The sequence below is a fragment of the Croceivirga radicis genome, from assembly GCF_002072105.2.
Taxonomy (GTDB): Bacteria; Bacteroidota; Bacteroidia; order Flavobacteriales; family Flavobacteriaceae; genus Croceivirga; species Croceivirga radicis.
Genome location: NZ_MTBC01000003.1, coordinates 324978 through 339335, shown reverse-complemented (window position 1 = coordinate 339335; position 14358 = coordinate 324978). Strand labels below are relative to the sequence as shown.

General features: G+C 35.4%; 15 protein-coding genes and 1 riboswitch. Of the genes, 10 read left to right on the top strand and 5 right to left on the bottom strand.

Features of this window, described 5'->3' with window-relative positions:
* Positions 1-31: 31 nt before the first annotated feature.
* A riboswitch (cobalamin riboswitch) is annotated at positions 32-252 on the top strand.
* A gap of 34 nt (positions 253-286) precedes the next feature.
* Positions 287-2113, top strand: a complete 1827-nt coding sequence (locus tag BUL40_RS06410; RefSeq protein WP_080318538.1) for a TonB-dependent receptor plug domain-containing protein — start codon at positions 287-289, stop codon at positions 2111-2113.
* 8 nt (positions 2114-2121) lie between these two features.
* Entirely contained in the window at positions 2122-3522 is a 1401-nt protein-coding gene (locus tag BUL40_RS06405; RefSeq protein WP_176465454.1) for a DUF5074 domain-containing protein, read from the top strand.
* A gap of 45 nt (positions 3523-3567) precedes the next feature.
* Here BUL40_RS06405 and BUL40_RS06400 read toward each other — a convergent pair whose 3' ends face one another.
* Both BUL40_RS06400 and BUL40_RS06395 read right to left on the bottom strand, forming a co-directional pair.
* Complete coding sequence (locus tag BUL40_RS06400; protein ID WP_244901833.1) at positions 3568-5016, bottom strand: S41 family peptidase; 1449 nt, start codon at positions 5014-5016, stop codon at positions 3568-3570.
* Positions 5017-5020: 4 nt separating this feature from the next.
* Entirely contained in the window at positions 5021-6559 is a 1539-nt protein-coding gene (locus tag BUL40_RS06395) for a S41 family peptidase (protein WP_080318535.1), read from the bottom strand.
* A gap of 184 nt (positions 6560-6743) precedes the next feature.
* Here BUL40_RS06395 and BUL40_RS06390 point away from each other — a divergent pair, with 184 nt between their 5' ends.
* From BUL40_RS06390 to BUL40_RS06365, 6 genes are all read left to right on the top strand, one after another.
* Positions 6744-7253, top strand: a complete 510-nt coding sequence (locus BUL40_RS06390) for an RNA polymerase sigma factor (RefSeq protein ID WP_080318534.1) — start codon at positions 6744-6746, stop codon at positions 7251-7253.
* Positions 7240-7692 (top strand): hypothetical protein, encoded by a 453-nt coding sequence (locus BUL40_RS06385; protein ID WP_010517932.1) that lies wholly within the window; start codon positions 7240-7242, stop codon positions 7690-7692. Before BUL40_RS06390 ends, BUL40_RS06385 begins: the two co-directional genes overlap by 14 nt.
* Positions 7693-7704: 12 nt before the next feature.
* Positions 7705-8241: a DUF4252 domain-containing protein gene (locus BUL40_RS06380; protein ID WP_010517931.1), complete on the top strand. Its 537-nt coding sequence runs from the start codon at positions 7705-7707 to the stop codon at positions 8239-8241.
* Between the two features lie 69 nt (positions 8242-8310).
* The gene (locus BUL40_RS06375) at positions 8311-8835 is read left to right on the top strand and encodes a DUF4252 domain-containing protein (protein ID WP_080318533.1); all 525 of its coding nucleotides are present in this window, start codon (positions 8311-8313) and stop codon (positions 8833-8835) included.
* A gap of 38 nt (positions 8836-8873) precedes the next feature.
* Positions 8874-9410, top strand: coding sequence for a DUF4252 domain-containing protein (locus tag BUL40_RS06370; RefSeq protein WP_244901832.1), 537 nt, complete (start codon positions 8874-8876; stop codon positions 9408-9410).
* Positions 9411-9553: 143 nt separating this feature from the next.
* Positions 9554-10363 (top strand): mechanosensitive ion channel family protein, encoded by an 810-nt coding sequence (locus BUL40_RS06365; protein WP_010517928.1) that lies wholly within the window; start codon positions 9554-9556, stop codon positions 10361-10363.
* A gap of 75 nt (positions 10364-10438) precedes the next feature.
* On the opposite strand, the gene purB is transcribed toward BUL40_RS06365, so the two are convergent.
* The 3 genes from purB to BUL40_RS06350 are packed head-to-tail and all read right to left on the bottom strand — an operon-like array spanning position 10439 to position 13096.
* Positions 10439-11782: an adenylosuccinate lyase gene (gene purB / locus BUL40_RS06360; protein ID WP_080318531.1), complete on the bottom strand. Its 1344-nt coding sequence runs from the start codon at positions 11780-11782 to the stop codon at positions 10439-10441.
* 53 nt (positions 11783-11835) lie between these two features.
* On the bottom strand, positions 11836-12402 hold the full coding sequence (locus BUL40_RS06355; RefSeq protein ID WP_080318530.1) for a hypothetical protein: 567 nt from the start codon (positions 12400-12402) through the stop codon (positions 11836-11838).
* Entirely contained in the window at positions 12392-13096 is a 705-nt protein-coding gene (locus BUL40_RS06350; RefSeq protein ID WP_080318529.1) for an SIR2 family NAD-dependent protein deacylase, read from the bottom strand. The genes BUL40_RS06355 and BUL40_RS06350 overlap by 11 nt, the downstream gene beginning before the upstream one ends.
* 35 nt (positions 13097-13131) lie before the next feature.
* On the opposite strand from BUL40_RS06350, the gene BUL40_RS06345 reads away from it, so the two are divergent.
* Both BUL40_RS06345 and BUL40_RS06340 read left to right on the top strand, forming a co-directional pair.
* A complete protein-coding gene (locus BUL40_RS06345; protein ID WP_010517922.1) occupies positions 13132-13788 on the top strand; it encodes a TrmH family RNA methyltransferase in 657 nt (218 codons plus the stop codon).
* Between the two features lie 35 nt (positions 13789-13823).
* Positions 13824-14354, top strand: a complete 531-nt coding sequence (locus BUL40_RS06340; protein WP_080318528.1) for an SRPBCC family protein — start codon at positions 13824-13826, stop codon at positions 14352-14354.
* The last annotated feature ends 4 nt before the right edge of the window (positions 14355-14358 follow it).

The following is a 14358-nucleotide window of genomic DNA, read 5'->3' as shown; positions in this document are numbered from 1 at the left end:
TTTTATGAAATAACCTTAAACAAAATATGTAGTTTTGCCCGGATTTTTTGGTTCAGTTGTCTAGTGCAATTGATTAAAAGGGAATCTGGTGCAACTCCAGAACTGTTCCCGCAACTGTAAGTTTATACCAAACTAGAGTTTGGTTCCCAAAAAGGGATGCTGTTTTCTACAAAACCACTGTCCGGTTTTTAGGATGGGAAGGTAAAATAGCATAAAACAAGTCAGGAGACCTGCCAAAATTCATTAATTAAACTAGAAAAGCCTTCGGGATAAAGGTTTTAGAGTTATGAAAACTATTTACTCTTTCATTCTTTTTTTATTAGGTACTAGTTGCCTTCAAGCACAGGATGTGCCTATAACCCAATTGAAGGAAGTTGTAGTTGCAGATAGTCGCTTGCAAAAATTTAGTGATGGACATCAAAAAACGGAACTTAAAGATTCTATTTTAAAGAAAAATGACCCATTGTTGGCCAATGTTTTGGGTTTCAATACTCCAATTTACTTTAAACAAAATGGTTATGGTATGGTGGCGTCACCTTCATTTAGGGGGACCAATGCATCTCATACTGCAGTTGTATGGAATGGTATAAACGTGAACAGCCCTTTAAATGGACAAATAGATTTTAATACCATTAATGCAATAAACTACGATGCTATTACTGTTAAAAGCGGTGGTGCTAGCGCTCAATATGGAACAGGTGCTATTGGAGGCAGTGTACATTTAGGTAATGAACTCAGATTTAATGCAAAAACACATACTAAATTGTTTGCTGGTTACGGTAGTTTTAACACCCTTAATACCAGTGCTAAACACCATCTTAGTTCAGATAAATGGGCTTTTTCCTTAGCGGTTAATCAATTACAGTCAGACAATGACTATAAATATTTAAATACAAATCAAATAAATGAAAATGGAGCGTTCTCCCGTACGGGAATAAATATGAATGCAGCTCACCGTTTGCGTGAGAATCAAATTTTAAAAATATACCATCAAACGCAACTAGGAGAACGTGAATTTAGCGGCACGCTTACAGCACCATCCAGAAGTAAGTATAAAGATTTAAACTTAAAAACTCAGCTGCACTTGCATTGGAAGCATCAGAAAGCGACTTCTCAAATACGTTTGGTCCACTTGTTTGAAAAGTACAAGTATTTTGAAAACAAGCAAAGCGATTTTTTTTCTTTTGGACAAGTGAATACGTTGCTAGCAAGATATGAATGGGAAAAAAATATAAGCCAGAAATGGACGTTAAATTCATTTTTAGAAGCAACTCATTTGGTAGGTGAAGGTTCTTCCATAGAAAAACCAAACAGGAGTAATGGTGGAGGTACATTTTTAGTAAAATATAAAAATTTAGACCGCCTAAATGTTACTTTACAAGCAAGAAAAGATTTCAATTCAGAATTTAGTTCTCCTTTAATTTTTGGAACAAACGGAGAATGGCAAATATCTAACAACTATGCACTAAGGTGGAATGCATCTCGTAATTATAATCTGCCTACGTTTAATGATTTGTATTGGCAGCCCGGTGGTAATTTAGAGTTGATTCCAGAAAATTCGTATCAAATAGATATTGGTAATGCTTTGGATTTTAATAATCTCGAAACAGCTTTGCATGGTTTTTTGATAAAAACAAAAGATATGATACGGTGGTTGCCAAACTCTAATGGCATTTGGTCCCCTGTTAATGAAGATAGTGTTACCATTTATGGCTTAGAATATAAACTTAATTATGCTGCAGCGTTTTTTCAAAAACTACAATTCTCTTCTAGCCTTAATTATAGTTTTACACGTTCTATAGATGATACAACAGACTTGCAATTATTTTACGTGCCCAAACATAGAGGTAATGTAAATATTGATTTTTACTATGGAGGCGTTCGTTTTTCTTACCAGCAATTGTATAACGGAGCTGTTAGGGTAATTGGGAATGAGTTAGAAGATTATACTGTAGCCAATGCAAGTCTTTCAATCCCGTTAGTCAATAAAAAGGCGCTCCAAACTACGCTGGGAATAAGAGTGCAAAATTTGTATAACACCTATTACGAAAATGTTGCTTTTAGGCCGATGCCAAATAGAAACTATAATTTTTTACTAACACTTAACTTTTAAATATGAATATGAAAAAAATCTTTTTAAGTATTATCACAGCAGGTGTACTATTGGTCTCTTGTTCTGATGATGACGATGTAACCTTACCAGAAGGTACTGTAAGTATTTCTTTATCTACTACTACTACCGTTAATGAAGAAGACGGAGATGTGGAAATTACATTAAATACTAATAATCCATTTTTGACTGATGTAGAAATTGCATACGAATTATCGGGTACCGCTACCATTAATGAGGATTACACTATTGCTACTAGCCCCGTAACCTTAACAGCAGATGCAACTACCGTTAATATTACCCTATCAATAATTGATGATGAAACGGTAGAATTAGAGGAAACAATCACCATAGCAATTACCGGTATTACTGGTGATGACATGGCGGAATTTGTTGATGAAGAATTGACCATAACCCTAGTTGATAATGATAGTTATCCTTACGAAAATGGATTATTGTTGTTGCATGAAGGTAATTTTGGCCAAGGAAACGCCAGAATAGATTTCTTATCTAATGATTTACAAACAAATCAAACTTCAATTTTTTCTGAGGTAAATGGGAGACCATTAGGGGATACGGGACAAAGCATTGCATTTAGTGGAGATGTGGCTTATATCGTTTTAAATAATTCACAGAAAATAGAAGTAGTAAATCGTTTTACATTTGAGTCAATTACTACTATTGATAGTGGATTGCTAAACCCTAGATTCATGGCAATTGTAGGGGAAAAAGGATATGTTACTAATTGGGGAGACGGTACCAATCCTGACGATGATTATGTTGCTGTTGTAAATTTAACCACCAATAGTATAGAAAGTAATATTGCTGTTGCTGAAGGTCCAGAAGCTATTTTAGCCAATGGAGAAACGGTATATGTTGCGCATAAAGGTGGTTTTGGACAAAATAATATTGTTTCCGCAATCAATACTACAAATAGTGCTGTTGTTGAAATAACTGTAGACGATTCTCCAAATTCCATGCAGCTTACAGCAGAGGGAGAATTATTTGTGTTGTGCGGAGGTGTACCATCTTGGGCAGGTACTGAATCTGGCGGGTCTTTAATTGTTATTGAAACAGCGGATAATACAGTTGCTAGGACACTAGAATTTGCAGAAACGGAGCATCCAGGTAGTCTAGAAGTTGATGCAGACGGTGAGTTATATTATATGGTAGCTGGTAATTTGTTTACCTTGAATGTAGACGCTACCGATTTGCCAACAAATCCCATTCTTACCGGCAAGTTCTGGTATGGTATAGATATAATTGGTACAACCCTTTACGGTTCTGATGCTAAAGATTATGTAAGTAATGGAGCAGTGGAAGTTTATGATTTAATAGATATTTCCTTGATTTCAACCCTAGATGTTGGCGTTATTCCAGCTGCCGTTTATGAGAATGTCTCTTCTAACTAAATAAAGAAGTGCTTAAAGTAAAAAGCAGCCTAATGGCTGCTTTTTTTATTTTAATCTAGGAGGATTGTCTAACCACATATTGTTTTTGACTGCCGTAAACATTTCTGAGCCTGTAAGTTCTTTTTTGTTGTAAATCACCGGAGTAAAACCTTTAGCCGTAGCGCCCGTAATTTCTTCTAAACAGCGTGCCAACAGAGGCTCTGTTTCTTCGCCCAATACACCGAGGTTACCATAATCTTCTCTCTGGTAAATATTTGGTGCTATACCATCGGTATAGTCCGAAAAACCTACAGAGTTTTCATTACGGCCAACTAGGGGTTGTATGGCCCAACTATTATCCGGATTAATGTTTTCTTCTCTTGAAGACCTATACACATAGCTATTATCCGGATCATCTACCATAGTAATAGAAAATTCGTTTTTGCCGGTGGTAGTATCACCAACCTTTATCATATTAACATAAGGGTCTAGCCCATTTATTAATAGTTCGCTTGCAGAAGCAGTTCTGGCAGAAGTTATTACGTATGCTTTTGAAAGGTTTAAGGTGTTCAAGGGTTTATCGTCTACTGTGTTGGCAAAATAATCTTCTAAATCAGACGGATCAAATTGTTCTTGTATTTTATTATTCCAGCGTTGCTTTATATAAAGGTCATTTGTATTAGTGCCGTATACCATGCTTGCTAAAAGTCTGGAAGAATTTACGCTGCCACCCGGGTTATATCTAAAATCTAAAACCAATTCCGTGGCACCGTTTGCTTTAAATTCGCCGAAAGCATTATTCAATTGTTCGTCATATTCATTAGTAAAGCCATTGTACATTAAGTAGGCTACTTTGGTTCCTTGTACATCAAGTGTTTTTGCAATAAATATGGGGTTTTCTGCCAATCCTTCAAATTTGGTAAGGGTTACTTCTTCATTGGTATCCATTACGCTACCATTAGAAAAAGTACCTAGACCCAAGGTATAGGTATCATTGTCACCAAAAAGCAAAGACACATAATTATCTAAAGTAAGTTGTACACCATTTACACGGTTAAAAACATCGCCCCTTTCTATGTCTTTGCCAGCAGCATCAGAATTAGGGATTATGTAGCGTACATAGCCAAAAATATTTTGGCCCGATGGGTAACGTACCAAACCAAATTCTAAGCCATTGCTTTTAGAAACACCGCTTAAATTGTTAACCAAAGTGGTATAATCTTCATTAGAAAAGCTAAAACGGTCTTCTTCTACTTGCAAGCTTTTATAAAACAAGTCAGGGTCGCTTGTTTCTGCTAGATAGTCTTGGTATTCTTTCTCACTATTAAAGCGATTGTCTGCTAAATCTTCTACATCTTGTTGCCAAAAATACCATAGGTTCATGGCACGCCACATAAAGTTTTGAACAACTATATCTTCTTTTACGGTAAAATCATCATCATTGTTGCAACCGTATAAAAAAAGAAAAGCTACACCAATAATGCTGTAGCTTGTTTTATATTTTCTTTTATGCATCTTGTTATTGTAAGTGAATTTCTTCATTTGGACCTATATACATTTCATTAGCGAATTTTGGTCTTTGCAACTCAGCTTTCAATTTAAAGTTTTCTGGTAATTTTTCAAAAACCTCACCTTTTGCAGAAGAACCAACGATTAAATCTAATGCGGCACTTAACATAACCTCATTAGGGTCTCCAAAAGGTAGTAAATTTGAAGCAAATTGACTCTCAACTACCGTGACATCTGGTTCAAAGCCATCAGCATAATCACTTGAGTTATTACTATTGTACACTTGCAGTACAATAGGTTGCATACCTATGGTATGATTAGGATTTCTATTGTCCAAATCAGAATACGGAGAATCACCAGTACCCGGTGAATCTACAACGGTAATTGACCCTTCGTTTTTACCAACCGTTTTTTCACCAATAATCACAACGTTAATATAAGGTAGCAAACCATTAATAATCATTTCACTTGCCGAAGCCGTTCTTTCACTGGCCAAAACATATAAGGTAGTTATACCGTTTAATCTATTCATTGGTTCTGAACCTAGATAGGCACTAGAGGTTTTGTCATATAAAAATACGTCTTCAAAGAAAGGGTAGCTAACCCCATTTTCCGCGTTTCTTTTATTGTTATACCGTAGGGTAGCAAATATGTCTTGTTCGGCACCAGCTTCACCATAAATCATGCTTGCAAGTAATGCCGAGCTTAAAATTGAACCACCGCCATTGTAACGTAAATCCAAAACTAATTCTGTTATTCCTTGGCTTTTAAAATCTCCAAAAACAGCATTTAATTCGCTATGGAAGGTGGCTTTAAATCCAGTATACATTAAGTAGCCAATTTTTGTGCCACTAACTTCTAAAACTTCGGCATGATGAATAGGGTTGGTAGTCAATTCTACCGCAGAAAGGGCAATGTCATTTCCTTGTGGTACCACAGAACCATTTTCTACAGTTGCTAAACCAATAGAAACATTTTCGTTTCTAAAAATATTGTTTACCACATCATAGTTGTTAATAGTCATAGCTACACCATCTACTTTATATATAAAATCGCCTCTTTTTATACCAGCTTGGTCCGCAGGAGAATCTGGTGTAACATAGGTAACGTAGATAATAACGTCGTCAGAAGTGTCAGATACCCGTAACAAATAACCTAAGTTTAAGCCGTATGATTTGGTAATGCCCCTAAAACTATTTAACTGTTCATCTACATCTTCTATATACCAAGAAAAATCATCTGCTTGGGTATAAATTAAGTCGTCAAATAAATCTTTAGAAGAGTTGTAATTATTTAAATACGTATGATATGCATTTGTATCATCGTCCTTGGAATCGGCTAGATCCGTTACGTCGTTTTGCCAAAAATACCAGTAGTTGAGCCCTTTCCAAATAAAGTCGTTAACCTCACTATTCAATTGTACTGATTCTTCAGCTACCGGTTCTTCTGTCTGGGGTTCTTCTGTAAGCGTGGGTCCATCGTCATTGTTATTACAGCCAATAAATAGCAGTCCCAATAGGAAAATGGGGAACATTTTAATCTCTTTCATAGTTTAATTTTAAAAATGAAAATTAATGATAAATCTTAAAAAAAGCATCACTATTATAGAGAAAGTAGCTAAAAGCGTGCCAAGGATTTTTAATAAATTTTAAATCTTTTGTAACAAATATTATTTTAACTCGTCTCCCTTTTGTAACGCACTTTAATGTGGGGTACACCAACTAGACAACCAAATGAAACAAAACGAATTTTTAGCAACCGTAATGCCTTTTAAGGATAAGCTTTACAGAATGGCTAAAAGGTTGTTGGTATCTAAAGAAGAAGCCGAAGACGCCACCCAAGAAGTACTTTTGAAATTATGGAACAAAAGTGACAAGATGGGAAGTTATAAAAGTGTTGAAGCTTTTGCTATGACCATGACAAAAAACTTTTGCCTAGACCGTTTAAAATCTAAGCAGGCAGGCAATTTAAAATTGGTACATAGCAATTATGAAGATGGCCAACATAATTTGCAACGTAGTGTAGAGCAAGCCGATAGCGTAAGTTGGGTAGAGAAAATTATGGAAGAATTGCCCGAGCAACAAAAAATGGTATTACAATTAAGAGATGTAGAAGACTATGACTTTGAGGAAATAGAAGAAATGTTAGGAATGAAGGCTACCGCCGTACGTGTAACCCTCTCTAGGGCAAGAAAGGCGGTACGTGAAAAATTAATACAAAAACATAGCTATGGAATTGGATAAGAAAATAGAAGTATTACTAGAAAAATATTTTGAAGCCAATACTACATTGGCAGAAGAAAAACTATTACGAGACTATTTTGCACAAGATACGATAGCCGAACATTTAGAAGCCTATAGAAGCATGTTCGGGTATTTTAATAAGGCTAAAGTAGATGTGTATACCAAGCAGGTACCATTAAAACCTAGAAGAAACGTAAACTTTAGATGGTTATCCGTTGCAGCATCGGTAATAGTAGTCATAGGCCTATATTTTGGTCAACTTGGTTATCGTAATTACCAAGAACAGAAACAATTAGAACAAGAACAGGCTAGGTATGCCTACCAACAAACCAAAAAAGCATTAAATCTGTTGGCAGAGAATTTTGGTAAGGGTACCCAGAAGATGGCTTATCTAAAGACCTTTGAAGTTTCAAAAGACAAAATTTATAACGAAAATTAAATTTAATTTAAAATGAGAAAGAATATTGTAATTGCTTTAATAGCATTGTTACCCTTATTTGGTATTTCACAATCTTTATTTGATAAATACGAAGAAGAAGATGCGGTTACTTCTGTAGTGGTAAACCAAAGCATGTTTAACCTATTGGCAAAACTGGATGTTGAAGTTAATGACCCAGAAGCCAAAGACTTTGTAGATATTGCTACCAGTCTTAAAAGTTTAAAAGTATTTACCACTGAAGATAAGGCCATAGGAGCCGATATGAAAAACAATGTAGATAAATACCTTAAAACGGCTTCTTTAACAGAATTGATGCGTATAAAGGATAAAGACGCAAACGTAAAATTTTATATTAAAGAGGGTAAGGATAGTGATCATGTTAGCGAGTTGCTTATGTTTATTACAGGTATAAAAGACGTAGAGGCCAATGGCCGAAAGTTCGAAACTGTTTTGCTTTCCTTGACAGGAGACATAGACCTAAACAAGATTAGTTCTTTAACCAAGAAAATGAACTTGCCAGAAGAATTGAATAAGGCAGGAAACAAATAATTAAAAAACCCGGGCCAACTGGCCCGGTACTTTCATCAATCTAAAATCAATCAAAAATCAAAAGCAATCATGAAAAAATTAGTTTTATTACTTAGTTTAATGGCTTTGCCAATTCTTACTAACGCACAATCTGTATTTAACAAATTTGAAAACTCTAAAGACGTAGGTTCCGTAACGGTTAGCAAAGGCTTACTAAACCTTGCGGCCCATATAGATATAGAAACAGACGATGAAGATTTGAACGATTTTTTAGATATAGCAAAGAATATTGAAGGTATTGAGGTGTATATGACCCACAAGCCTGACGCAGCCACCGATTTAAAAAGAACCGCTGAGGTACATTTAAAAAAGCGACGTTTACAAGAATTAATGAAGGTAAAAGATAAAGATGCTACCGTTAATATTTACGTTAAGAGTACTAATAATGACGAGGTGGTTAAAGAGTTATTTTTATTGGTAGACAGTAAGGATGTTAAAAGGGAAACCGTAGTAGTTAGTATCACCGGTAAAATAGAATTAAGTAAGGTAGGAGCACTGGTAAATAAGTTTAACTTACCAGAAGAGGTTAAGCATGCCCAAAAGGGTAGGAGATAAATTTTAGACTCAAAGAATCACTAATCATGAAAAAAAATATGAAAAATAATTTTAGCTTGCTACTACTCATAGTTTTGCTCTTAACGGCATGTTCTAGCGAGCCGAGTTTACAAGAGTACTTTGTGACAAATCAAGAGGACCCCAATTTTATAGTGGTAGATATTCCTGCTAGTATTCTAAAAATGGATCAGGTAGATTTAACGCCTACACAAAAGGAAGCAGTTTCTTCTTTACGGAAATTTAATTTACTGGCATTTAAAGTGAATGAGGATAATATAGAAGAATTTAGTCAAGAACAGGCTCAAGTTTCACGGATTCTGGATAATGATGATTTTACCGAATTAATGAAAATAAATACGCAATACGGTAAAGGCGTGGTAAAATATCTAGGTGATGAAAATGCCATTGATGAGGTTATCGTCTTTGGCCATAGCAAGGATAAAGGATTTGCTTTGGTACGTGTACTGGGCAATAATATGAATCCTGCGCATTTGATACAACTAATACAAGCCATTCAAAAATCGGATTACAAAGGAAACGAGCTAGGGGAAATTGGCAAATTTCTAAAAGGATAAATCCAATACCTTTTCAAGAATAAATCTCGAAGTATCAACACTTCGAGATTTTTTTTGCACAAAAATCATAAAAAAATAAAGTTCCATGTGACTTTCTTACTGTTTTGGTTTCTAATTTTCTAAACACTTAAAAACCTAACATTATGGAAAATCTTTCAATGGAAACATTAATAGGTTATGTAGAAACCTATGGTGTTCCGGTACTTAAGGCTATTTTAATTTACATCATCGGTTCTTGGGTAATTAAAAAATTAACTGGAATGATTAAAAAAGTCATGGCAAAAGGTAGCTATGATATATCGCTTCAAAAGTTTTTATTAAACCTGGTTACATGGGGACTTAAAATATTCTTGATTATTACCGTTATTTCCACCTTAGGGGTAGAAACTACAAGTTTAGCAGCGGTAATTGCTGCAGCTGGTTTAGCGGTTGGTTTAGCATTGCAGGGGTCTTTAAGTAATTTTGCTGGAGGTGTTTTAATCATGATTTTTAAACCGTATAAAATTGGCGATTTAATAGAAGCGCAGGGTGTTTTAGGCGTTGTAAAAGAGATTGAAATTTTTACTACTAAAATGGTATCTCCAGAAAACAAACTCATTATTGTACCCAACGGAGCCATGGCTAATGGCAATATTGTTAATTATACCGCAGAGGGTAAAATACGTGTAGATACGGTTATTGGTGTTGGTTATGATGAGGATATTAAAAAGACCAAAGAAGTGTTGTTAGAGGTGCTTACGTCTAACCCAAAAGTATTACAAGATCCAGCACCTTCTGTAAATGTTATGGAATTGGCAGATAGCTCTGTAAATTTTGCTGTTAGACCGTTTTGTAAACCAGAAGATTATTGGGATGTGTATTTTGCTACATATGAAAATTGTAAAATAGCCCTTGATAAAGCTGGTATTGAAATTCCTTACCCACATAGTGTGGAAATTCATAAAGAAGGATAATTAACACGATCCTCAGTTGTACTAAAAAAGCCGCTTCATATAGAGCGGCTTTTTTTACGAATTTTATTTTTTGAATTAGATACCGGTGTAATTGGCCGGGGTAACTTGTTTTAATTCTGTTTTTATTGTTTCAGACACATCAAGGGTATCTATAAAATTTGCAATAGATTGTTGGGTTATTTTTTCGTTTGTTCTTGTCAATGCCTTTAAAGCCTCATAAGGATTTGGGTAGCTTTCTCTACGTAAGATAGTTTGTATAGCTTCTGCAACAACAGCCCAGTTAGCTTCTAAATCAGCATCGAATTTTGCTTGGTTCAAAACCAATTTGTTTAACCCTTTTAAGGTGGCTTTGAATGCGATTATAGTATGTCCAAACGGAACACCTACGTTGCGCAGAACAGTACTGTCCGTAAGGTCTCGTTGCAATCTAGACACTGGTAATTTACCGGATAGGTGTTCAAAAAGTGCGTTAGCAATGCCTAAATTACCTTCAGAATTCTCAAAATCTATTGGGTTTACTTTATGTGGCATGGCAGAAGAGCCAACTTCGCCCGCTTTAATTTTCTGTTTAAAGTAATCCATGGAAATATAGGTCCAGATGTCGCGGTCCAAATCTATTAATATGGTATTTATACGCTTTAAACCATCAAACAAAGCAGCCATATGATCATAATGTTCTATTTGCGTAGTAGGAAAAGAGTGGTGTAGACCTAATTTTTCCTGAACAAACTTTTGTCCAAACGCTTTCCAATCAATAGTGGGGTAAGCTACTTTATGTGCATTATAATTACCAGTTGCGCCACCAAATTTTGCCGCAGAAGGAATATCGTTGAGTAAATCGAATTGTTGTTTTAAACGCTCGGTAAAAACAGCTATTTCTTTGCCCAATCTTGTTGGTGAAGCCGGTTGCCCATGTGTTCTTGCCAACATAGGAACGTTTTCCCATTCTTCTGCCAGCAAGTTCAGTTTTTTAAATACTTCAAAATATTGCGGCACGTAAACATCGTTCATGGCTTCTTTAATAGAAAGCGGAACGGCCGTATTGTTAATATCTTGGGAGGTTAATCCAAAATGAATAAATTCTTTTGCTTTTTCTAACCCTAAAGCATCGAATTTAGATTTAATAAAATATTCTACGGCTTTTACATCGTGGTTGGTGGTCTTTTCAATTTCCTTAATGGCCAGGGCATCCTCAGTAGTAAAGTTGGTATAAATAGCTCGTAAAGCCTCAAATTTTGTTGTGTCAAAATCGGCAAGTTGTGGTAAAGGCACTTCACACAACGCTATAAAGTATTCAATTTCTACTTGAACACGATATTTAATTAATGCTTCTTCAGAAAAGTAGTTACCTAAACTTTCAGTTTTACTTCTATATCTACCATCTATAGGAGAAATGGCATTTAACGGACTCAAAGACATTGTAATTTGATTTTAAAAAGCCAAATATAGCCAAACTTAATGGCCTAAAGTCTTTATTTGTATAGTAGATTCAATGTTTTTTCTGCCCTATTTTTAAAACCAGTAGAACCTTTATCCATTTTATTTTCTAGAATTCCAATTAATTCTGGGTGTACCCAATTAAACGTAGTACCTAAATGGTATAATGCTGTTGTACAAAAAACCTGGGTGGCAATTTTATGGTCCCCAATTAACCAATCAAAAGAAGTTGTGGTCAATTGTTCTAGCTGTATTTTTTTTAGGATGGTAATAAGTTTTTTGTCTCTTTTAACATAGTATTGGAGCACCAACATTTCTATGATGTGTGCAACAGGTCTTAAGTTAGATTCGTTTTTTAAGCTTGATATGCTTTTACAAAATAAATGAAGGTAAGGGTAAATTAATGCTAGCTCTTTTCTAAGTACATGATCTAAAACCCAACTGGCATTAAAATTGTTTCCTTTGGCATCTGCTAAGAACATTTCTTCCAATAAAGTATTCACTAAATCAGGTTTAGAGGTTATTTCTGTTACCAACCGCTCTATCTCTGGTTTACGAATTCTTTTATCGTTTAATTCGGTTTTAAGTTCTTTAGCGTTCATTTGTTTGGCTCAAAAGCTGGTTAACTAATACCGGTAATCCTCTGGCTGCTGTGCCGTTTAAAATTTTTAGATTACTGTAATCATTACTAGTAATACTCGGTTTAGGGTCAATAAAATATTTTGGAATTCCAGCTGGCGCATAGTTTAGCAAACCGGCCGCGGGGTATACTTGCATAGAAGTGCCTACAATAATTACCTTGTTGGCTTTTCTTATTACGTTAACGGCTCTATCCATTAATGGTACCATCTCTCCAAACCATACTATATGAGGCCTTAATTGATTGCCTTCTTGGTCAAGGTTTCCCAATAGCAAATCATCGGTCCAGTCTAAAATATAGTCCTCGTTTACCGTGCTTCTTACTTTAAACAGTTCACCATGTAAGTGTAGAACGCTACTACTACCAGCAGCCTCGTGCAAGTTATCTACGTTTTGTGTTATTATTTCCACCTCGTATTGCTGCTCCAATTTAACTAAGGCTAAATGGCCTGCGTTTGGACTTACCTCTTTTAACTGCCTTCTACGTTGGTTGTAAAATTCCAATACTAGTTCGGGGTTTCTGGCAAACCCTTCCGGTGAAGCTACTTGCATTACATCATGACCTTCCCAGAGGCCATTGGCATCCCTAAACGTTTTTAGCCCACTTTCAGCGCTCATGCCTGCTCCGGTAAGCACTACTACTTTCTCCTTTTTCATAGCATAAAAATAGCATTTTCCTTATCTTTCCCAGTATGTTCAATTTTGATTTATTAGCTTATCTAGAGAGTTACTTAACGGAGGAAAGAAAGGTTCGTTTTCTTGAGATATTGAGTAATCGAACCAATTATTTAACCGTTGCTATTGAAGATGTTTACCAGTTACACAACACCAGTGCCGTTATAAGAAGTTGCGATGCATTTGGTGTGCAAACGGTACATGTGGTAGAAGACCGTTTTGGTAAAAGATTGGATAAAAACATAGCAATGGGGGCGCAGCAATGGGTAGATGTAGAGCGTTATGCCAATACAAAAGATTGTATTACACAATTAAAGCAAAAAGGCTATCAAATCTGGGCTACTACGCCCCATGGTAACTGTGTGGATTTACCAGATTTTAATTTTACTCAGAAAACAGCACTTTTTTTTGGTACGGAAAGAACAGGACTAAGCCAAGAGGTTCTAGATCAAGCAGATGGTTTTCTTAAAGTACCTATGGTTGGCTTTTCAGAGAGTTTAAATGTTTCTGTATGTGCGGCAATACTAGTTCAGGTTTTAGCAGATAAATTGCGCAGAAGCGATATGCCATGGCAATTAAGTGCACAAGAATTATTGGATAAACGTTTGGATTGGTCTAAGAAGTCTATCAAAAGTGTTGATTTAATAATAGATAGGTACTTAAAGGATAAATAAAAAGCTTAACTTTAATTACAACCAATAATTAAATCATGATTATAATTCTATACATTTTTCTGGCGTTAATAGGTATGCTATTGTTACTTTCTTTGATTGCTCCAAAGAACTATGATGTATCTAGGTCTGTTTTAATAAATAGGCCTAAAAGCGAGGTTTTTGAGGTCTTAAAATCTTTAAAATACCAAGATACATGGTCTCCATGGGCCAAAAAAGACCCAAATATGAAGAAAGAATTTCGTGGTGTAGATGGTGAAGTAGGTTCGGTTAGTTATTGGTTGGGCAATAAAGACGTAGGAGAGGGGGAACAGGAAATTACCAAAATAGTACCAATGGAAAGAATTGAGGGCGAACTACGCTTTTTAAAACCATTTAAATCAACTTCTAATTGCTATTTTTTAATTACAGAGGAAGCAGGGAAAACCAAAGTTGTATGGGGTTTTACAGGTGAAAATAAATTTCCGATGAATATTATGATGTTGTTTATGAGTATGGACAAAATGGTGGGTAAGGATTTTGAAGAAGGTTTGAGCACATTAAAAGCAAATCTTGAAAACAAATCTTAATAAA

Bases quoted from the DNA above. Each gene is read 5' to 3' on its own strand.
- BUL40_RS06410 (WP_080318538.1), top strand. From the start codon at position 287: ATGAAAACTATTTACTCTTTCATTCTTTTTTTATTAGGTACTAGTTGC.
- BUL40_RS06405 (WP_176465454.1), top strand. From the start codon at position 2,122: ATGAAAAAAATCTTTTTAAGTATTATCACAGCAGGTGTACTATTGGTC.
- BUL40_RS06400 (WP_244901833.1), bottom strand. From the start codon at position 5,016: ATGCATAAAAGAAAATATAAAACAAGCTACAGCATTATTGGTGTAGCT.
- BUL40_RS06395 (WP_080318535.1), bottom strand. From the start codon at position 6,559: ATGAAAGAGATTAAAATGTTCCCCATTTTCCTATTGGGACTGCTATTT.
- BUL40_RS06390 (WP_080318534.1), top strand. From the start codon at position 6,744: ATGAAACAAAACGAATTTTTAGCAACCGTAATGCCTTTTAAGGATAAG.
- BUL40_RS06385 (WP_010517932.1), top strand. From the start codon at position 7,240: ATGGAATTGGATAAGAAAATAGAAGTATTACTAGAAAAATATTTTGAA.
- BUL40_RS06380 (WP_010517931.1), top strand. From the start codon at position 7,705: ATGAGAAAGAATATTGTAATTGCTTTAATAGCATTGTTACCCTTATTT.
- BUL40_RS06375 (WP_080318533.1), top strand. From the start codon at position 8,311: ATGAAAAAATTAGTTTTATTACTTAGTTTAATGGCTTTGCCAATTCTT.
- BUL40_RS06370 (WP_244901832.1), top strand. From the start codon at position 8,874: ATGAAAAATAATTTTAGCTTGCTACTACTCATAGTTTTGCTCTTAACG.
- BUL40_RS06365 (WP_010517928.1), top strand. From the start codon at position 9,554: ATGGAAAATCTTTCAATGGAAACATTAATAGGTTATGTAGAAACCTAT.
- purB (WP_080318531.1), bottom strand. From the start codon at position 11,782: ATGTCTTTGAGTCCGTTAAATGCCATTTCTCCTATAGATGGTAGATAT.
- BUL40_RS06355 (WP_080318530.1), bottom strand. From the start codon at position 12,402: ATGAACGCTAAAGAACTTAAAACCGAATTAAACGATAAAAGAATTCGT.
- BUL40_RS06350 (WP_080318529.1), bottom strand. From the start codon at position 13,096: ATGAAAAAGGAGAAAGTAGTAGTGCTTACCGGAGCAGGCATGAGCGCT.
- BUL40_RS06345 (WP_010517922.1), top strand. From the start codon at position 13,132: ATGTTCAATTTTGATTTATTAGCTTATCTAGAGAGTTACTTAACGGAG.
- BUL40_RS06340 (WP_080318528.1), top strand. From the start codon at position 13,824: ATGATTATAATTCTATACATTTTTCTGGCGTTAATAGGTATGCTATTG.